This window comes from Conexibacter sp. CPCC 205762, from assembly GCF_030646155.1.
In the GTDB taxonomy this organism is placed as follows: domain Bacteria; phylum Actinomycetota; class Thermoleophilia; order Solirubrobacterales; family Solirubrobacteraceae; genus Conexibacter.
In genome coordinates this window covers 1-17,547 of the sequence record NZ_JAUTDN010000053.1, presented here as the reverse complement: position 1 = coordinate 17,547, position 17,547 = coordinate 1, and the positions used below count along the sequence as shown (strand labels likewise).

Below are 17,547 nucleotides of genomic sequence, written 5' to 3'. Positions count from 1 at the left end.
CATGCGCGACGTCCGCAAGGTCTATCCGAGCGGAACCGTCGCCCTCTCCGGCGTCGACCTGCGGGTCGGCGCCGGGGAGGTGGTCGGGCTCGTCGGCGCCAACGGCGCCGGCAAGTCGACCCTGATCAAGGTGCTCTCCGGCGCGATCGCCGCCAGCGACGGCGCGATCGAGTGGGAGGGGCAGCCGCAGTCGTGGTCCTCGCCCGCCGACGCGCAGGCGGCCGGCGTCGCGACCGTCTACCAGCACATCCCGCTCGCGCACACGCTGAGCGTGCTGGAGAACGTCTTCCTCGGCCGCACCGGCTGGCGCCGCACGACCGCCGCGCTGGAGCGCGAGCTGGACCAGCTGCTGGAGCGGATCGGCTACCGCATCGACGCGCACGCGCCCGTCGAGGAGCTGTCGATCGGCCAGCGCCAGATGGTCGCGATCCTGCAGGGGATCGCGCAGGGCGCGAAGCTGCTCGTGCTCGACGAGCCGACCGCGTCGCTGGCGCGCGGCGAGCGCGAGGTCGTCTTCGAGGCCGTCCGCCGGCTCTCCGCCAGCGGCACCGCGGTCCTCTACGTCTCCCACTTCCTCGACGAGATCCTCGACCTGACCGACCGCGTCACCGTCCTGCGCGACGGCCGCGTCGTCGCCGACGAGGTGACCGCCGAGCTGTCCGAGGACGCGCTCGTGCACACGATCGTCGGGCGCGAGCTGCTGCGCGTCGAGCAGCGCGAGATCGACCTGCCGCCGGCCGACGCGCCGCTGCTGCTGGAGGTCGAGGACCTCCGCTCCGGCGACCGCCTGCAGGGCGTCTCGCTGCAGCTGCGGGCCGGCGAGATCGTCGGCGTCGCCGGCCTGCTCGGCTCCGGCCGCTCGGAGCTGCTGCACGCGATCTTCGGCGCCGATCCGAACGCCTCCGGCACGGTCCGGATCGACGGCAGAACGCTGCCGCGCTCGCCCCGCGCCGCCGTCGCCGCCGGGGTCGCGCTCGTGCCCGAGGACCGCGGCAGACAGGGCCTCTTCGCCGACTTCGAGATCTGGCGCAACGCCTCGATCGCGGACCTGCCGTCGCTCTCGCGCGGCCGCGCGCTGCCCGACGTCGAGCTGGAGCGCGAGCGCGCCCGCGACGCGATCGGCGCGCTGAAGATCAAGGCGCCCGGCCCCGACGCGCTCGTCGGCGAGCTGTCCGGCGGCAACGCGCAGAAGGTCGTCTTCGCGAAGTGGCTCTACAGCGGCGCGCGCGTCTTCCTCCTGGACGAGCCGACCGCCGGCATCGACATCGGCGCGAAGGCCGACATCGTCGAGCTGGTGCGCGACCTCGCCCGCAGAGGCGCGGCCGTGCTCGTCGCCGACTCGGAGTTCTCCGAGCTGCTCGCCGTCTCGCACCGCGTGATGGTGCTGCGCCGCGGCCAGGTGGTCGCCGAGCGCGTTTCCGGAGAGACCTCCGATCACGAGCTGGTCTCGCTGGCCAGCGGACTCGAGAAGGAGATGCAACGTGCAGCGTGAGAAGCAGCGCCGCGGGGTGCTCGACGTGCTGAAGGTGCGCGACCTCGGGATCGTCTACGCGCTGATCCTGCTCGTCGTCGTGCTGAGCGTGGTGAGCGCCGCGACCGGCCGCCCCAACTACCTCGGCGGCGACAACGTCGCCAACATCCTCGACCAGGCGTCGCTCGTCGGGATCCTCGTCGTCTTCATGACGATCGTGCTCGTGAGCGGCAACTTCGACCTCTCGGTCGGCTCGATCGGCGCCCTCTCGGCGGCGATCTCGCTGAGCGTGATCGACGAGCGCGGCGTCGTCGTCGCGATCGTCCTGGCGATCGCCGCCGCGGCGGTCGCCGGCCTGATCAACGGCCTGATCGTGCAGGTGGTCGGGATCAACGCCTTCATCGTCACCTTGGGCACGATGACCGCGTTGCGCGGCGTCGTGCTGATCCTCACCGACGGCCGCACGATCACCGCCGAGTCGAGCAGCTCGCGGACCGCGCTGCAGTCGATCGAGTCCGGCTTCTGGACCGTCAACTTCCCCGTCATCCTCGGCCTGCTCGCGCTGATCGGCGCCGGCGCGGCGCTCGCGGCCGGGCATCGCGGCCGGCGCCTCGCGCTGCTGGGCGGCGGCGGCGCGGTGCTGGCGATCGCCGGCTTCGTCGGCGACATGGGCTTCCGCTACGCCAAGCCGGTCTGGTACATGGCCGCGATCACGCTCGTCGCGTGGGCGGTGCTGCGCTTCACCGTCGTCGGCCGGCGCCTCTACGCGACCGGCGCCAACGCCGAGGCGGCGCGCCTCTCCGGCATCAACGTCGCGCGCTACAAGATCGTCCCGTTCGTGCTGACCGGCGCGGCCGCCGGCGTCGTCGGCGTGCTCTACGGCGCCAAGCTCGGCGCGACCAACCCGACCGCGCTCAACGGCCTCGAGCTGACCGTGATCGCGGCCGCGATCCTCGGCGGCACGTCGCTGTTCGGCGGCTCCGGCTCGGTCATCACCTCGGTGATCGGCGCGCTGTTCCTGTTCACGATCGCCAACGGCTTCAACGTCCTCAACCTCGGCGCCAACTACCAGGACCTGATCGAGGGCGTCGTGCTGATCGTCGCCGCCGGCGTCTACACGGTCGCCAACCGCCGCAGAGCGCAGGCCCCGCCCCCCGACGAGGAGGCGCCGCCGAGGCCGGCCGCCAGCAGCGAGCCGCAGCGCGTGGGGGTGCTCCGTGGCTGACCTGCTCGACCTCTCCGGGCGCACGCTGATCGTGACCGGCGCCGCCGCCGGCCTCGGCCGCGCGACCGCGGCGACGGTCGCTCAGGCCGGCGCGCGGGTCGTGCTGTCGGACCTGCCGGGCGAGCCGCTCGACGCCGCCGTGGCCGAGCTGCGCGCGGCCGGCGCCGAGGCGCTCGCGCGGCCGGCGCGGATCGGCGACCGCGACGAGGTCCGCGCGCTCGTCGCCGACACGGTCGCCGACGGCGGCCTGCACGGCGTCGTCGCCTGCGCCGGGATCGCCGGCACGCGCCCGTTCGCGGAGCTGCCGCGCGAGGAGTGGGACGCGGTCGTCAACGTCAACGCGACCGGCATGTTCGACCTCGTGCAGGCGGCCGGCGCGGCGCTGCCGGAGGGCGGCGCGATGGTGCTGTTCTCCTCCGTCGCCGGCCGCGGCGGCCGCGCCGACGCGCCCCACTACGCCGCCTCGAAGGCGGCCGTGATCTCGCTCGCGCGCTCGGCCGCGCTCGCCTTCGGGCCGGCCGGCGTGCGCGTCAACGCGATCTGCCCCGGCGTGATCTTCACGCGCATGTGGGAGGAGCGGATCGAGGGGCTCGACCGCGAGCTCGGCGCCGGAGCCGGCCAGAGATACCTCGACGAGCTGACCGAGCGGATGGCGCTCAAGCGGCTCGGCACGCCGCAGGAGATCGCCAACGCGACGCTGTTCCTGCTGTCCGACGCCGCCGCCTACGTGACCGGCCAGGCGCTCAACGTCTGCGGCGGGCTGGAGTTCGACTGATGAGCCCCCGCCTGCACGTCGCCGGCCGCCGCTTCGAGCCGTTCGCGCGGGCGCTGGAGCGCCAGCTGGCCGCGTTCGAGCAGCCGCTGGAGCCGATCGCGAGCTGGCACGAGCTGGGCGAGCTGCGGGCGCTGCTGCTGGAGGACGGGGCGCTGCGCAACGGCAGCCTCGACCTCGCGCTGGTGCCGACCGACTGGCTGCCGGAGCTGATCGGCGACGGCCACGTCGCGCCGCTGGCCGACGCGCTGCCCGACGACTGGGAGCAGGCCTGGACGCCGTCGCTGCGCGGCCTGCAGACCGACGCGCACGGCGAGGTCCACGGCGTCGCCTACCACGACGGGCCGACGATGCTGCTCTACCGCCGCGACCTGCTCGACCGCGCCGGGATCGAGCCGCCGGCCGACTGGGAGGGCTTCCTCGCCGCCGCCCGCTGGCTCAGCGAGCCGGCGACCGGCCGCTACGGCACCGTCCTCGCCGGCGCCTCCGACGGCCACAACGACGTCTACGACTTCGTCGCCCAGCTCGTCTCGCGCGGGGGAGCGCTCGTCGACGGCAGAGGGCGCGCCGCGTTCGCGACCGCCGCGGGCGTCGCGGCGTTGAGATTCCTGCACGAGCTGTGGCACGTGCACGGCGTCGTCGACCCCGCCGCGCGTGCGTGGGACAGCGTGCAGTCCGGCGTCCGCTTCGCCGCCGGCGACGGCGCGCTGATGGTCAACTGGGCCGGCTTCGCCGCGCTCTGCGAGCGGCCCGGTTCCCCGACCCGCGGGCTCGTCGCGTGCGCGCCGCCGCCCGGCCGCGCGCTCAACGTCTACTGGGTCGTGGTCGTCGCCGCCGGCGCGCGCGACCTGCCGCTCGCGCGCGCCGTCGCGCGTCACCTCGCGACCCCGGCGATGGACCGCATCACCGCCGCGGAGGGCGCGACCGCGACCCGCCGCGACTCCTGGGCCGACCCCGCCGTGCAGGCGCTCGCGCCCTACTACCCCGTGCTGGAGGAGGCGCACCGCGGCGCCGTCACGATGCCGCGCACGCCCGCCCTGCCAGCGCTCACGACCGTGCTCAGCGAGATGGCCGCGCGCGCCATCTGGCACGGAGAAGACCTCTCGACAGCACTCGCCGAGGCCGCCGCGCAGGCCGACGAGCTGCTGCTCGCCGCATCGACCGCCGACCAAGGAGCACCCTCCCGATGACGATCAACTCCGTCTGGCACGCAGGCTTCACCGTCAGCGACATCGAGCGCTCGATCGCCTTCTACACGGAGGCCGTGGGGCTCGAGCTGCGCCATCGCCAGGAGCAGCAGAACGAGTACACCTCGACCTTCATCGGGTACCCCGACGCGCACCTGAAGGTGGCGCAGTTCTCGTTGCCGGGAGGGCAGCCCGGACGCTCCGGCCACGTGCTGGAGCTGTGCGAGTACGTCAACCCGCGCGGCGGCGTGCTGGAGCCCGGCAGCAACGCGGTCGGCAGCGGCCACGTCGCGTTCGAGACCGACGCGCTCGACGCGACCGTCGAGCGGATGGTCGCGGCCGGCGCGACGAAGGTCTCCGACCCGGTCGAGATCGTCGCCGGCATCAACAGAGGCGGGCGCACGATCTACCTGCGCGACCCCGACGGGATCACGGTCGAGCTGGTGCAGGCGCCGTCGCAGGCGGGGGCGGGCGCATGAGCGCGCGCACGCCGTTCCTGCTGCTCGAACGCCTCTACGGCGACGCGGAGATGGCCGCGGTCTTCTCCGAGCAGGCGACCGTGCGCGCCTGGCTGCAGGTCGAGGCCGCGCTCGCCGCCGCCCAGGCCGAGCTGGGGATCCTCACGCAGGAGGAGGCGGCGCAGATCGCCGGCGCCGCCGCCGACCCGGCGACCGTCGACCTCGACGCGCTGTGGCACGAGGCGCGCAACGTCGGCTACCCGATCTTCCCGCTCGTGCGCCAGCTGACCGGCGCGCTGCCGGAGGGCGCCGCCGGCCGCGTCCACTACGGCGCGACGACGCAGGACATCATGGACAGCGGCCTCGCGCTGCAGCTGGCAGAGGCGGTCGACCGGCTGCAGCGGCTCTGCGACGACTTCGGCGACGCGCTCGTGCGGCACATGCAGGCCCACCGGCAGACGGCGATGGCCGGCCGCACGCACGCCCAGCACGCCGTCCCGACGACCTTCGGCGCCAAGCTCGCCGGCTACGTCGCCGAGCTGGCCCGCCACCGCGAGCGGCTGCTCGCGCTGCGGCCGCGCGTCGCGGTCGTCTCGCTGGCCGGCGCCGGCGGCACCGCCGCGGCGCTCGGGCCCGAGCGCGAGGCCGTCCGCGACGGCCTCGCCGAGCGGCTGGGCCTCGCCGACAGCCCGGTGCCATGGCATGTCGCGCGTGACGGGCTGGCCGAGTTCGGCGCCGTCGCCGCGATGCTCGCGGCGACCGCGGCCCGCTTCGCGCGCGAGGTGATCGACCTGTCGCGGACCGAGGTCGGCGAGGTCGCCGAGGCCGCCGGCCACCATCGCGGCGCCTCCTCGACGATGCCGCAGAAGGCCAACCCGATCGGCTCCGAGGCCGTGATCGGGATGTCGGCCAGCGCCGCCGCGCTCAGCGCCGCGCTCTACCGCGCGATGGAGTCCGGCCACGAGCGCGCCGCCGGCGAGTGGCAGATCGAATGGCAGGTGCTGCCGCAGCTGGCCGTGCTGTCGGCCGGCGCGCTCGCGGTCGCGCACGAGGTCGCCGCCGAGCTGCGCGTCGACCCCGAGCGGATGGCGCGCAACCTGACGCTGACCGACGGCCGTCTGATGGCCGAGGCGCACATGATCGCGATGGCGCCCGCGGTCGGCCGCGAGCGCGCCCACGACCTCGTCTACGCCGCCGCGCAGCAGTCGGCGGCGGAGCGGCGGCCGCTCGCCGTCGTGCTCGCCGAGCACGTTCGCGACGCCGGCCTCGACGCCGCGCTGGCGGCGCCGATCGCCCCCGCCGACTACGTCGGCGACCCCGACGCCGTCTGCGACGCCGCGCTGGCCGCGTGGCAGCGGCCGCTGACCCCCGCACACCCCACCGACGACGGAGCGCTCGTCCGATGACTCCTGTTCCTATCCAAGCCCCGGCGGTCGCCGGCGAGGCGCTGATCGACCAGTTCGCCGCGATGCTGCGGATCCGCCGCTTCGAGGAGCGGATCGAGAAGATGCGCCACGCCGGCGAGGTGATCGGCTCGGTCCACCTCTGCATCGGCCAGGAGGCGATCCCGGTCGGCGCGCGCGCCGCGCTGGAGCAGCGCGACGCCGTCTTCTCGACCTACCGCGGCCACGGCTGGGCGCTCGCCTGCGGCGTGCCGGTCGAGGCGCTGTTCGGCGAGCTGCTGGGCACGCGCACCGGCGTCAACGGCGGCCGCGGCGGCTCGGCCTACTTCACGGCCGCGCAGTACGGCTTCTACGGCGAGAACTCGATCGTCGGCGCGGGCGCGCCGATCGCCGCCGGCGCCGCGCTGGCGGCCAGATACGACGACTCGGGCGCCGTCGCGCTGACCGCCTTCGGCGAGGGCGCGATGAACCAGGGCTCGGTCCACGAGGCGCTCAACTTCGCCGCCGCCTTCGACCTCGGCGTGATCTTCGTGATCGAGAACAACAGATACTCCGAGCTGACGCCGACGAAGAACATGGTCCGCGACGACGAGCTGTGGAAGCGCGCGGCCGCCTATGCGATCCCCGGCGTGCGCGTCGATGGCAACGACCCGGGCGCGATGCGCGACGCGGTGGCCGAGGCCGCCGCACGCGCTCGCGCGGGGGAGGGGCCGACGCTGATCGAGGCGATGACCGAGCGGCTCGTCGGCCACTACATCGGCGACGGCGAGGCCTACCGCGAGGAGGGCGAGGTCGCCGCCGCGCGCGAGCGCGAGCCGCTCGTGGTCGCGCGCGCCGCGCTGCTTGCGGATGGCGTGAGCGCTGAGGACCTCGACGCGCTGGAGGCGTCGGTGCAGGCCGAGGTCGACGCCGCCGCCGACGCCGCCCTCGCCGCCGAGCCGGCCGACACCACGACCGTGCGGGAGCACCTCCATGCCTGAGCTGAACTACGTCTCCGCCGTCAACGCCGCGCTGCACCGGGCGCTGGAGGAGTTCCCGGAGACGATCGCCTTCGGCGAGGACTTCGCGATCCCCGGGGGCGTCTTCACCGCCTCCAGAGGGCTGCACGACCGCTTCGGCGCGCGCGTCTTCGACACGCCGATCTCCGAGGCGGCGATCCTCGGCGGCGCGATCGGCGCCGCGCTGCGCGGCCGCCGGCCGGTCGTCGAGATCATGTGGGTCGACTTCTTCCTCGTCGCGCTGGACCAGATCGTCAACCAGGCGGCGAACGTCCGCTACGTCTCGCAGGGCGAGCTGAGCGCGCCGCTGACGGTGCGCACGCAGCAGGGTGTGCTGCCCGGCTCCTGCGCGCAGCACTCGCAGTCGCTGGAGGCCGTCTTCGCGCACGTGCCGGGCCTGATCGTCGGCCTGCCGGCGACGCCGCAGGACGCCTACGACATGCTGCTGTCGGCGATCGCGGCGGACGATCCGGCGGTCGTGATCGAGCACCGCTCGCTCTACTTCGGCAGAAGAGCGCCGGTCTCCGTCGACGGGCCGATCGCGGCGGTTGGCGGCGCGCGGGTGCGGGTCGAGGGCTCCGACGTGACGCTCGTGACGTGGGGCGCGATGCTCGGCGCGGCGCTGGAGGCGGCGTCGGTGCTGTCGCAGGAGGGCCTCTCGGTCGAGGTGATCGACGCCCGCTGGCTGGCCCCGTTCGACACCGCGACGGTGACGGAGTCGGTCGAGAAGACCGGCCGCCTCGTGATCGCCCACGAGGCGAACGTCAGCGGCGGCTTCGGCGCCGAGGTCGCGGCCCGGATCGCGAACGAGGCGCTGTGGTCGCTGGAGGCCCCGATCGTCCGCGTCGGCGTCCCGGACCTGCGGATCCCGGCCGCGCCGGCGCTGCAGGCCGCGGTCGTGCCGGGCGTCGACCAGATCGCCGCCGCCCTGCGCGAGACGGCGGCGGTGGCGGCGTGAGCATGCGGCGCCGCCGCGCCCTCGCCTGCGGCGGCGCCCGCCCCGCGTGGAGAGGCGTTGCGCCGGCCCGCCTCGCGCGCGAAGGCGGCGCCCGATGACGGCGGCCGCCCCTCTCGACCTGCTCGTGATGGGCGGCACCCGCTTCATGGGGCGGGCGGTCGTCGAGCGGGCGCTCGCGCGCGGCCACCGCGTCACGATCGTCCACCGCGGCAGCCACCGCAGCGACTTCGACTCGCCCGTCACCGAGGTGCTCGGCGACCGCTCCGACCCCGCGACGCTGTCGGCGCTGCGCGCGCTCGGCGACCGCTTCGACGCCGTCGTCGACCTGTCGGCCTACGGCGCCGAGCAGACGCGCGCGCTGTGCGCCGCGCTGCCCGACGTGCCGCGCTTCGTGCACGTCTCGACCGGCGCCGTCTACGCGCCGCAGCCGACCTTCCCGTGGCCGGAGTCGAGCCCGCTCGGCCCGGCGCCGCTGTGGGGCGGCTACGCGCGCGAGAAGCTGGCCTGCGAGGCGGCGCTGCGCGAGCTGCGCGGCGAGCGTGGGGTGACGTGGGCGCTGCGCCTGCCGTACGTGCTCGGCCCGAGGAATTACGCCCCGCGCGAGGAGTTCGTCCTCAACCGCCTGCTCGACGGCGCCGAGCTGCTGCTCCCCGGCGGCGGCGCCGCCCTGATCCAGTTCGCCGACGTGACCCAGGTCGGCGCCGCCTGCATCGCCCTCGCGGAGCGCCCGCCCGCGCCCGCCCTCGCGCCCGCCGCGCCCGCTGACGCCGCGCCCGCTGACGCCGCGCCCGCTGACGCCGCGCCCGCCGCGAGCGGCTTCCAGCCCCTCAACGTCGCCACGACCGAGTTGGTCTCGCTCGCGGGCTTCGTCGCGCTCTGCGCCGAGGTCGCGCGCACGCCGGTCCGGACGCGTCCCGTCGGCGGCGGCCCGACCGGCACCGGCAACGACGTCTTCGACGCCGCCGACTGCGTCTTCCCGTTTCCGAACGACTCCTACGTGCTCGACGTCGCCCGGCTCGCCGCCCTCGGCCTCGACCTCCCCGAGGTCTCGGTCCGCGAGATGATCGCCCGCGCCCTCACCGCCCTCCGCGCCGACCCCGAGCGCCGCCGCTGGAGGCGGACCGAGGCGGAGAAGACGTGGCTGTAGGGGCGTCCGCCGCTCACGCAAACGGCGCGGCGCCCGCCCCCGCCCTCGGCGCCGCGCCCGGCATGGCGCCGCCGGCCACCCTCGCCGGCGGCGCCGCGTCCGCGCCCGCCGTCGACCACGCCGAGCGGCGTGCGCGGCTGGCCGCGCTGGCGGCGGCGCGCGGGCTCGACGGGGTGCTCGTCTACTCGTGGCGGCGGGCGGCGGTCGCGTGGTGCTGCGGCTACGCGCCCGGCTTCGCGACCAACTGGGCGGCGCTGTGGATCGGCGCCGACGGGAGCGCGCTGCTCGGCGTCCGCTTCCCGTTCGAGGTCGCGCGCGCCGCGCACGTGAGCGGCCTGCCGACGATCGCCGCCGACCTGCCGCTGGCGGTCCTGCCGGCGGGCGCCCGCGCGATCGGCGTCGTCGCCGGCGGCCTCGCGATCGACGAGCTGCCGGCGGAGCTGGGCAGGGAGCTGATCCGCGCCGGCATTGCCCACCAGCGCCTCGACGACGAGCTGAACGCCTGGCGCGCGCTCAAGACCGCCCCCGAGCTGGCCGCCCTCCGCCGCGCCGCCGCCATCTGCGCCGCCGCGTTGTGGGCGGGAGGGGAGCTCCTCAGCAGCGCCGCCGCCCCCGCGCCCTCCGCCCCCGGCGCCTCCGCCCCCGGCGCCTCCGCCCGCGGCGCCGCTCCCGGCGCGGCGTGCGACGACTTCGCGCTCGCCGCCACCGTCGAGGCCGCCGCGCGCGCCCGCGGCGCCACGCGCGCGCTCTGTCTCGTCGGCGCGGGCGATCGGGCGGTCGTGACCGAGCCGCATGGCGCGGCGCTGCCGCCGGGCGGGCCGGTCGGCGTCGAGCTGACGATCCAGCTCGCCGACGGCAGCGGCCATGTCTGCCACACCTACGCCGACGGCCCCGCCGCCGCCCGCAACCGCTTCGCGCGCGAGGGCTGCGACGCCGCCCGCGCCGCGATCGTCGCCGCGCTGCGCCCCGGCACCCCGGTCGACGCCGCCGTCGCCGCCGGCGAGGCCGCGCTCGCCCGCCGTGGCCTGCTCTCCAGCCGCGAGTACGACTTCGGCCACGGCATCGGCCTCGAGACCCCGGAGCGCCCGCGCCTGCTCGCCGGCCTCGGCGAGCGGATCGAGGCCGGCAACGTGATCTCCGTCCACGTCGGCGTCCGCGGCGACGCCGGCACCCACGTCAGCGGCGGCCCGGTCGTCGTCGGCGCCGACGGAGCCGAGGAGCTGCTCCGCTCCGCGCCGTGGAGTTGTCACAAAGACGCGTAGAGATTCCGCAGTGAGCCATGCGACGCTGGGCCGATGGCACGCTTCGACCCCGATCCCCGTGAAGTTACTGGTCCCACAGACCAGCAACTTCACGGGGATCAGCGTCTCGCCCGGCTCGCCGACCGACAGCACGGGGTCGTCGCCCGGCGGCAGCTCGGCGCGATCGGTCTCTCGCCGACGATGCTGCGCGACCGCTTGGAGCGCGGGCGGCTGGTCAAACTCCACCGCGGCGTCTACGCCGTCGGGCATCGCCGGCTCGGGCCGCGCGGCAGGGAGGTCGCCGCGCTCTTCGCGGCCGGCTCCGGCGCCGTGCTGAGCCACCGGAACGCCGCGACGCTCCACGACCTCCGGCCTGGCGGGCACCGTGACGTCGATGTCACGGTCGCTCACCAGCGCCGGGCCCAGCCGGGGATTCGCCTCCACCGCGCCGAGCTGCCGGATGAGGACGTGACGCGGATCGAGCGGCTGCCGGTCACGACGCTCGCCCGCACGCTCGTCGACATCGCGGCGACCTTGCCGCGCGACCACGTCGTGAAGGCGATGCAGGAGGCGGAGCGCGCGCGCCGGCTCGACACGCGCGCGGTCGAGCGCGTGCTGCAGAGGACAGCACATCGCAACGACGGCGGCCACGCGCTGATGCGCGACCTGCTGGCCGACCTGCGCGCACACGAGACGCAGCTCACCCGCTCGAAGCTCGAAAACCGCTTCACGGCGCTCGCGCGCGACTTCGCGCTGCCGCGCCCGCGCACCAACGTCCACGTGCACGGGAGAGAGGTCGACGCCTGGTGGCCGGCCGCGGGGATCGCGGTCGAGCTGGACGGGTGGCGTGACCACGGCACGCGCCGCGCCTTCCAGAGAGATCGCGAGAAGGGCAACTGGCTGGCGCTGCGCGGCGTCGTCCTGCTGCGCTTCACGCACGACGACCTCGTGCGCCGGCCCGCGCACGTCGCGGAGCAGCTGCGGCCCGCGCTGGCGCGGGCCGCAGCCGCCTAAGCGGGAGTCGGCTCCACTGCCGCCGCCCGCGTCGCCAGCAGCTCGGACGCGAGCGACTCGGCGTCGTAGGAGCCGACGTGGCGCCTGCCGTTGACGAAGAAGGTCGGCGTGCCGCGGGCGCCGGAGGCCTCGGCGCTCATCACGTCCTCCTGCACGCGGCGCAGGTGACGGCCGTCCTGGAGCGCGCGGGCCATCTCCTCGACGTCGATCCCGAGCTTGCCGGCGTAGCCGAGCAGGTCCTCGAACTCCAGCTCGTCCTGGTGGTCGAACAGCTTGTCGTGCAGCTCCCAGAATCTGCCCTGGTCGCCGGCCTCCTCCATCGCCTGCGCGGCCAGCTCGGCGTGGGGGTGGACGTCGACCAGCGGCAGGTGGCGGATCACGTAGCGGAGGTCGTCGCCGAAGCGTCTGCGCAGCTCCTTCACCATCCCCGTCGCGCGGCCGCAGAAGGGGCACTCGAAGTCGGCGTACTCGACCAGCGTCATCGGCGCGTCGACCGGCCCGCGGACGTGATCGCGCGCCGGGTCGACCGGCGGGTCCAGGATCGTCGGCAGCCCGGCCGAGACCTCGCCGCGCAGCACGGCCGCCAGCTTGAACGCCAGCCAGCCGACGGCGACCGCCAGCGCCGCCGCGATCAGCACGCCGATCTTCGCCTCCTCCTGCAGCACCGGCGAGTCGAACGCCAGCCCCGCGATCAGCAGCGAGACGGTGAAGCCGATCCCCGACAGCGCCGCGCCGCCGACGACCTGCCCCTCGCCGACGCCCTGCGGCAGCTTGCCGAGCCGCGCCCGTATCGCTCCCAGCGAGCCGAACGTGATGCCGGCCGTCTTGCCGACCACGAGGCCGGCGACGACCGCCCACGTCAGCGGCGAGCTGAGCGCGTCGCCGAGGACGCCGTTGCGCATGTCGACGCCCGCGTTGGCGAGCGCGAACAGCGGCACGACGACGAACGACGTCCACGGGTGCAGCAGCTCCTGCAGCCGCTCGTTGGGGGAGACGGCGCGCTCGACGCTGCGGGCGGTCTGGCGCGCGACGCTCGCGAGCGGCGACTGGCGGAACGCGTGCGCCTGCGTCGCCGCCTCCAGCACTCTCTCGCGCTCGGGGTTGTAGGCGGTCACGAGCAGGCCGGCGGCCATGCCGGCGATCGTCGGGTGGAGGCCGGAGATGACGGTCGCCAGCCACAGCCCGAGGCCGAGCAGGATGTAGGTCGAGCCGCGCCAGGCGCCCATCCGCGACGCGAGCGCGATCCCGGTCAGGCAGAGCGCGGCGACGATCAGCGCGATCGCGTCGATCGACTCCGAGTAGAAGATCCCGATCACCGAGATCGCGACGATGTCGTCGACGATCGACAGCGTCAGCAGGAAGACGCGCAGCTGGGTCGGGCAGGCGGGGCCGACGATCGCCATCGCGCCGAGCAGGAAGGCGGTGTCGGTCGCGATCACGATCCCCCAGCCGCCGGCCGCCTCGCCGCTGGGCGCGATCAGCACGAAGATCAGCGCCGGCACGATCATGCCGCCGATGCCGGCGATCACCGGGATCGTCACGCGCGCGCGGTCGCGCAGCTCGCCGATCGCCCACTCGCGCCGCACCTCCAGGCCGATCACGAAGAAGAACAGCGCCATCAGCCCCTCGTCGAGCCAGTGGCGCAGGTCCTTGTCGAGCGTCCAGTCGCCGAGCCTGATCGTCAGGTCGGTGTGCCAGAGCGAGTCGTAGGAGTCCGACAGCGGCGAGTTCGCCCACACGAGCGCGATCACGGTCGCCGCCAGCAGCAGGCCGGCGCCGCCGGCCTCGGTCGCGATGAAGCTGCGCAGCGAGCCGGGCAGCTGGGCGAGCAGCTGCCGCTTCTTCGGCGCGCTCTGGTCTGTCGTCGCGCTCACGCGGACTTGAGCGTGAAGGCGATCTCGTCGATCACGCACCACGACCACGCCTCGCCCGGCTCGGCCGAGCGCAGCAGCGGGTGGCCGTCGGCGTGGGCGTGCTTGGTCGCGTGTCTGTTCGGCGACGAGTCGCAGCAGCGGATCTCACCGCAGCTGTGGCACATCCGCAGATGCACCCACTGGCCGCCCAGCTCGAGACAGTCCTTGCAGCCGGCGATCGTGTCAGGCAGTTCGGTGACCTCGACCTGGTCGAGGTGGCTGCACGTGGCCATGGTCTTCAATTGCTCCTGGGTCGGCGGCGGACGAGAGGGGGCCCCTCTAGTTCTACCCGACGGCCCCAAACCGCTTGCGCTCGGAGGGCGCGAGCAGCTCGACCAGCTCCGGATGACGCTGGACGTAGGCGGCCGCGAACGGGCACAGCGCGATCACCGTCTTGCCCTCGTCCGCGATCGCCGCGAGGGCGCCGCGCACGAGCCGCCCGCCGACGCCCTCGCCGCCGTGCTCGGGCGGCACCTCGGTGTGGGCGATGATGACGCTGTCGCCCGCCGGCAGGTAGGCGATGAAGCCGAGCAGCTCCCCGGCCTCGTCGCGCAGCTCGTATCTGGACTGCTCCGGGACCTTCGTGACCTCGTTCGCCATGCGAGAGAGCCTACCCGCGGTGGACGACCCTCCCGCCGACGACCGTGAGCGCGCAGGTCAGCTCGGCGAGCGCGTCGGCGTCGGGGCCGAGCGGGTCGCCGGTGAAGGCGGTCAGGTCGCCGTCGTAGCCGGGCGCGATCCGGCCGGCGCTGGCGCTCTGCCCGACGACCGCCGCCGCCTCGGTCGTGAGGCCGGCGAGCGCCCGCCGCGCGCTCAGCGCCTGCTCGCGGTCGAGCACCGGCAGCTGCTTCCGGCCGGGCAGCCGCCGCAGCCGCGCGTAGCCGAGCTGGTGGCGCGGGTCGGCCTGCGCGACCGGCCAGTCGGAGCCGAGCGGCAGCAGCGCGCCGGCGGCCGCGGCGTCGGCGGCGCGCCAGCCGCGGCCGGCGCGCTCGGGGCCGAGCCGGCGGGTCCATTCGTCGGAGCGGTCGCCGGCGCGCCACTGGCCGTGCAGCGGCTGCATCGAGACGGCGACGCGCTCGGCGGCGCAGCGCGCGAGCAGGTCGTCGGTCGCGATCTCGAGGTGCTCGATCCGGTGCACGCCGCCGTTGGCGGGCCCGGTCGCGGCGGCCGCGTAGGCGTCGAGCACGAAGCGGACGGCGCGGTCGCCGATCGCGTGCGTCGCGCACTGGAAGCCGGCGCCGGCGAAGCGGACGATCAGCTCGTGCAGGCGCTGCTCGTCGGGCCAGTAGCAGTGGCTGCCGCCGCCGCGCGCGTCGGGCTGCTCCAGCCAGGCGGTGCCACTCTCGACGACGCCGTCGGCGAAGAACTTCGCGACGCCGCCGCGCCACAGCCGGCCGCGGTCGTCGCGGTGGCGCAGGTACTCGGCCACCTGCTGCTCGCTCGTCTCCGGCAGCAGCAGGAGCGGCACGACGAGCCGCAGCGTCAGCTCGTCGTCGGCCTCCAGCGCGTCCAGCAGCGCGTAGCCGTCGAGGTCGCCGTCCATCGCGTGGCCGCCGGTCAGGCCGAGCGCGTTGAAGCGGCGCATGTTGTCGCGTACGTTCGCGCGCAGCGCGGCCGGCGCGATCGGGTCGAGCGCGTCGTTGACGAGCCAGTAGGCCGGCAGCTCGACCAGCTCGCCGGTCGGGCGGCCGTCGCGGAAGACGATCTCGGAGGCGCCCTCCAGCCGCGGCGGCGCGCCGATCCCGGCCGCGGCGAGCGCTGAGGGCGTCGCGACGTGCGTGTGGATGTCGAAGTAGGAGACGAGCGCGGGCCCGCCGGCCAGCTCCTCCAGCAGCTCGCCGGGCCAGGCGACGCCGTCGAGGACGGCGTAGTCGAGCGCCCAGCCGCGCACGAGCGCGTCCGGGCCGAGGCGGGCGCGCTCGGCCTGCAGGACCGCGCGCAGCGCGGCGACGTCGTGGACCTCGCGCAGCTCCGGCCCGCGCGCCAGCAGGGCGCCCCAGACGGGGTGGATGTGGCTGTCGACGAGCCCGGGGGTGACGGTCAGGCCGCTGCCGTCGACCAGCTCGGTGCGGGCGTCGGCGAGCGCGCGGATCTCGGCGTCGTCGCCGACCGCGACGATCGTCCCGTCCGCGCCGACCGCGACGGCGCTCGCGTGCGGGCGAGCGGGGTCGAGGGTGATGACGTCGGCGCCGACGATCGCCAGCCCGACGCGCGCGCCGGATGCGCCGCGTGCGCCTTCTGCCCGCGCGCCGGACGCGCCTGCGGCCTCTCGCTGCTGCTCGCTCATCGCCGAGAGGGTAGTGCCAAACCGGTTCGTCATTCCGGCGCGAGCGACCGGTCCGGCTGCTACGTTGCGGCGTCTGATGGCAAGCGAGCGCCCTGGGATCCGCGACGTCGCCCGCGCGGCCGGCGTCTCGCGCACGACCGTCTCGCACGCGCTCAACGGCAAGGGCCGCGTGGCGGAGGAGACGCGCGAGCGGATCCTCGCGGTCGCGGAGAGACTCGGCTACCGCCCGAACACGAACGCGCTCCACCTGACGCAGCGCCGCACCGGCCTGCTCGCGCTCGCCTCCTCGCCCTCGGACCCGGTCCCGCTCGGCCTGCTCGACGCCGACTACTTCCTGATGCTCGCGCCGGCCGCCTCGGAGGCGGCGCTGCGGGCCGGCTACGCGCTCGTGCTCGGGCCCAGCGGCGGCGCGACCGAGCTGTGGTCGCAGATCGAGCTGGACGGCGCGCTGATCACCGATCCGCTGCCGTCGGACCCGTTCCTGCGCGAGCTGGAGCGCAGAGGGACGCCGTACGTGACGCTCGGCCGCGACGTCGACCGCCGCGAGCAGACGTGGTGGGTCGACTCCGACCTCGAGCAGGCGATGGTGAACGCGCTCGACCACCTCGAGGCGGCGGGCGCGAGACGGATCGGCTTCGTCGCCGAGCCGCCGCGCCACTCGTACTCGATCGACGAGCTGCGCGCCTACGAGTCGTGGCAGGCGGCGCGCGACGGCGCGCCGCTGGTGGAGGAGGCCGGCGGCAACCACACCGAGGCCGGCTACCACGCGGCGCTGCGGCTGCTCGACGCGCCCGACCCGCCCGACGGGATCGTCACGACGCTCGAAGGCCTCGCGCTCGGCGTCAAGCTGGCGGCCGAGACGCGCGCGCTGCAGGTGCCGGGGGAGCTGAAGATCGCCTCCGTCTCCGACGGCCCCGGCCTCGCGCAGGCGCACACCTCGATCACCGCCGTCGACCTCGCCCCGGCCGAGATCGGCGCCACGGCCGTGCGTTTGCTGATCGACCGCCTCGAAGGCCGCTCGACGACGCCCGAGCAGGTGCAGGTCCCCTCGACCCTGCGCCCCCGCGCCACGACCCGCCGCCGCTGAGACGGCCGCGCCCCCGTCCGACGCGACCTGCGGACGTTCGGCCTCCTCACAGGGGGTCAAACGTCCGGAGGTCGCGCGGGGAGGCGTACGCGCCGCGCCGTGCGCCACCGCGCCGCGCTCGGCTCGCCACATTGGCAAACCGGTTAGGCAAACGTGCGCCGAACCGGCGTTGCGGATGACAAACCGGTCAGGCAACCTCTTGCCGAGAGGAGACGCCAAACCGGTCAGGCGTGTGTCCCGGCGCTGCGGAAGCGCCACCGACCGGACGACGCACTTCCGCGCCCGCAAGGAGACTGACTCGATGATGGAAGCCCCGCCGCCCGCTGCCGGCGCAGCCGCCGCTCCCGGCAGCGCGCCCGCCGGCGCCGCCGCCGGCGCGCCGTCCG

Annotated in this window: 16 protein-coding genes; 12 read left to right on the top strand and 4 right to left on the bottom strand. The window is 75.2% G+C overall.

Annotated features, from left to right (window positions below):
* The first annotated feature begins 1 nt into the window (after nt 1).
* The 11 genes from Q7L73_RS25750 (at nt 2) to Q7L73_RS25700 (ending at nt 11,874) form a co-directional block, all read left to right on the top strand.
* Nucleotides 2-1,492 carry a sugar ABC transporter ATP-binding protein gene (locus Q7L73_RS25750; protein WP_304693682.1) on the top strand — a complete coding sequence of 497 codons (1,491 nt, stop codon included), beginning with the start codon at nt 2-4 and terminating at the stop codon, nt 1,490-1,492.
* Nucleotides 1,482-2,696 (top strand): ABC transporter permease, encoded by a 1,215-nt coding sequence (locus Q7L73_RS25745; protein WP_304693680.1) that lies wholly within the window; start codon nt 1,482-1,484, stop codon nt 2,694-2,696. Before Q7L73_RS25750 ends, Q7L73_RS25745 begins: the two co-directional genes overlap by 11 nt.
* Nucleotides 2,689-3,471, top strand: a complete 783-nt coding sequence (locus Q7L73_RS25740; RefSeq protein ID WP_304693678.1) for an SDR family NAD(P)-dependent oxidoreductase — start codon at nt 2,689-2,691, stop codon at nt 3,469-3,471. Before Q7L73_RS25745 ends, Q7L73_RS25740 begins: the two co-directional genes overlap by 8 nt.
* Nucleotides 3,471-4,658: an extracellular solute-binding protein gene (locus tag Q7L73_RS25735; protein ID WP_304693676.1), complete on the top strand. Its 1,188-nt coding sequence runs from the start codon at nt 3,471-3,473 to the stop codon at nt 4,656-4,658. The genes Q7L73_RS25740 and Q7L73_RS25735 overlap by 1 nt, the downstream gene beginning before the upstream one ends.
* A complete protein-coding gene (locus tag Q7L73_RS25730; RefSeq protein ID WP_304693674.1) occupies nt 4,655-5,134 on the top strand; it encodes a VOC family protein in 480 nt (159 codons plus the stop codon). The genes Q7L73_RS25735 and Q7L73_RS25730 overlap by 4 nt, the downstream gene beginning before the upstream one ends.
* Nucleotides 5,131-6,519 (top strand): lyase family protein, encoded by a 1,389-nt coding sequence (locus tag Q7L73_RS25725; RefSeq protein ID WP_304693672.1) that lies wholly within the window; start codon nt 5,131-5,133, stop codon nt 6,517-6,519. Before Q7L73_RS25730 ends, Q7L73_RS25725 begins: the two co-directional genes overlap by 4 nt.
* Nucleotides 6,516-7,496, top strand: coding sequence for a thiamine pyrophosphate-dependent dehydrogenase E1 component subunit alpha (locus tag Q7L73_RS25720; RefSeq protein WP_304693671.1), 981 nt, complete (start codon nt 6,516-6,518; stop codon nt 7,494-7,496). Before Q7L73_RS25725 ends, Q7L73_RS25720 begins: the two co-directional genes overlap by 4 nt.
* On the top strand, nt 7,489-8,472 hold the full coding sequence (locus tag Q7L73_RS25715; RefSeq protein ID WP_304693669.1) for an alpha-ketoacid dehydrogenase subunit beta: 984 nt from the start codon (nt 7,489-7,491) through the stop codon (nt 8,470-8,472). The genes Q7L73_RS25720 and Q7L73_RS25715 overlap by 8 nt, the downstream gene beginning before the upstream one ends.
* 94 nt (nt 8,473-8,566) lie before the next feature.
* A complete protein-coding gene (locus tag Q7L73_RS25710; protein ID WP_304715709.1) occupies nt 8,567-9,619 on the top strand; it encodes an NAD-dependent epimerase/dehydratase family protein in 1,053 nt (350 codons plus the stop codon).
* Complete coding sequence (locus Q7L73_RS25705; protein ID WP_304693665.1) at nt 9,610-10,881, top strand: M24 family metallopeptidase; 1,272 nt, start codon at nt 9,610-9,612, stop codon at nt 10,879-10,881. The genes Q7L73_RS25710 and Q7L73_RS25705 overlap by 10 nt, the downstream gene beginning before the upstream one ends.
* A gap of 33 nt (nt 10,882-10,914) precedes the next feature.
* Nucleotides 10,915-11,874: a type IV toxin-antitoxin system AbiEi family antitoxin domain-containing protein gene (locus Q7L73_RS25700; protein WP_304693663.1), complete on the top strand. Its 960-nt coding sequence runs from the start codon at nt 10,915-10,917 to the stop codon at nt 11,872-11,874.
* Here Q7L73_RS25700 and nhaA read toward each other — a convergent pair.
* The 4 genes from nhaA to Q7L73_RS25680 are packed head-to-tail and all read right to left on the bottom strand — an operon-like array spanning nt 11,871 to nt 16,074.
* Entirely contained in the window at nt 11,871-13,748 is a 1,878-nt protein-coding gene (nhaA, locus tag Q7L73_RS25695) for a Na+/H+ antiporter NhaA (protein WP_304693661.1), read from the bottom strand. The genes Q7L73_RS25700 and nhaA overlap by 4 nt on opposite strands.
* On the bottom strand, nt 13,745-14,020 hold the full coding sequence (locus Q7L73_RS25690; RefSeq protein WP_304693659.1) for a UBP-type zinc finger domain-containing protein: 276 nt from the start codon (nt 14,018-14,020) through the stop codon (nt 13,745-13,747). Before Q7L73_RS25690 ends, nhaA begins: the two co-directional genes overlap by 4 nt.
* Before the next feature lie 52 nt (nt 14,021-14,072).
* Nucleotides 14,073-14,387: a GNAT family N-acetyltransferase gene (locus tag Q7L73_RS25685; RefSeq protein WP_304693657.1), complete on the bottom strand. Its 315-nt coding sequence runs from the start codon at nt 14,385-14,387 to the stop codon at nt 14,073-14,075.
* A 10-nt stretch (nt 14,388-14,397) separates the two neighbouring features.
* Nucleotides 14,398-16,074 (bottom strand): amidohydrolase, encoded by a 1,677-nt coding sequence (locus tag Q7L73_RS25680; protein WP_304693655.1) that lies wholly within the window; start codon nt 16,072-16,074, stop codon nt 14,398-14,400.
* 76 nt (nt 16,075-16,150) lie between these two features.
* Here Q7L73_RS25680 and Q7L73_RS25675 point away from each other — a divergent pair, with 76 nt between their 5' ends.
* Nucleotides 16,151-17,161, top strand: coding sequence for a LacI family DNA-binding transcriptional regulator (locus Q7L73_RS25675; RefSeq protein WP_304693653.1), 1,011 nt, complete (start codon nt 16,151-16,153; stop codon nt 17,159-17,161).
* Nucleotides 17,162-17,547: the final 386 nt, after the last annotated feature.

What these genes read in the sequence shown, in the direction of transcription:
- Q7L73_RS25750 (WP_304693682.1), top strand. Translation starts at nt 2, where the DNA reads ATGCGCGACGTCCGCAAGGTCTATCCGAGCGGAACCGTCGCCCTCTCC.
- Q7L73_RS25735 (WP_304693676.1), top strand. Translation starts at nt 3,471, where the DNA reads ATGAGCCCCCGCCTGCACGTCGCCGGCCGCCGCTTCGAGCCGTTCGCG.
- Q7L73_RS25730 (WP_304693674.1), top strand. Translation starts at nt 4,655, where the DNA reads ATGACGATCAACTCCGTCTGGCACGCAGGCTTCACCGTCAGCGACATC.
- Q7L73_RS25725 (WP_304693672.1), top strand. Translation starts at nt 5,131, where the DNA reads ATGAGCGCGCGCACGCCGTTCCTGCTGCTCGAACGCCTCTACGGCGAC.
- Q7L73_RS25720 (WP_304693671.1), top strand. Translation starts at nt 6,516, where the DNA reads ATGACTCCTGTTCCTATCCAAGCCCCGGCGGTCGCCGGCGAGGCGCTG.
- Q7L73_RS25715 (WP_304693669.1), top strand. Translation starts at nt 7,489, where the DNA reads ATGCCTGAGCTGAACTACGTCTCCGCCGTCAACGCCGCGCTGCACCGG.
- Q7L73_RS25710 (WP_304715709.1), top strand. Translation starts at nt 8,567, where the DNA reads ATGACGGCGGCCGCCCCTCTCGACCTGCTCGTGATGGGCGGCACCCGC.
- Q7L73_RS25700 (WP_304693663.1), top strand. Translation starts at nt 10,915, where the DNA reads ATGGCACGCTTCGACCCCGATCCCCGTGAAGTTACTGGTCCCACAGAC.
- Q7L73_RS25690 (WP_304693659.1), bottom strand. Translation starts at nt 14,020, where the DNA reads ATGGCCACGTGCAGCCACCTCGACCAGGTCGAGGTCACCGAACTGCCT.
- Q7L73_RS25685 (WP_304693657.1), bottom strand. Translation starts at nt 14,387, where the DNA reads ATGGCGAACGAGGTCACGAAGGTCCCGGAGCAGTCCAGATACGAGCTG.
- Q7L73_RS25680 (WP_304693655.1), bottom strand. Translation starts at nt 16,074, where the DNA reads ATGAGCGAGCAGCAGCGAGAGGCCGCAGGCGCGTCCGGCGCGCGGGCA.
- Q7L73_RS25675 (WP_304693653.1), top strand. Translation starts at nt 16,151, where the DNA reads ATGGCAAGCGAGCGCCCTGGGATCCGCGACGTCGCCCGCGCGGCCGGC.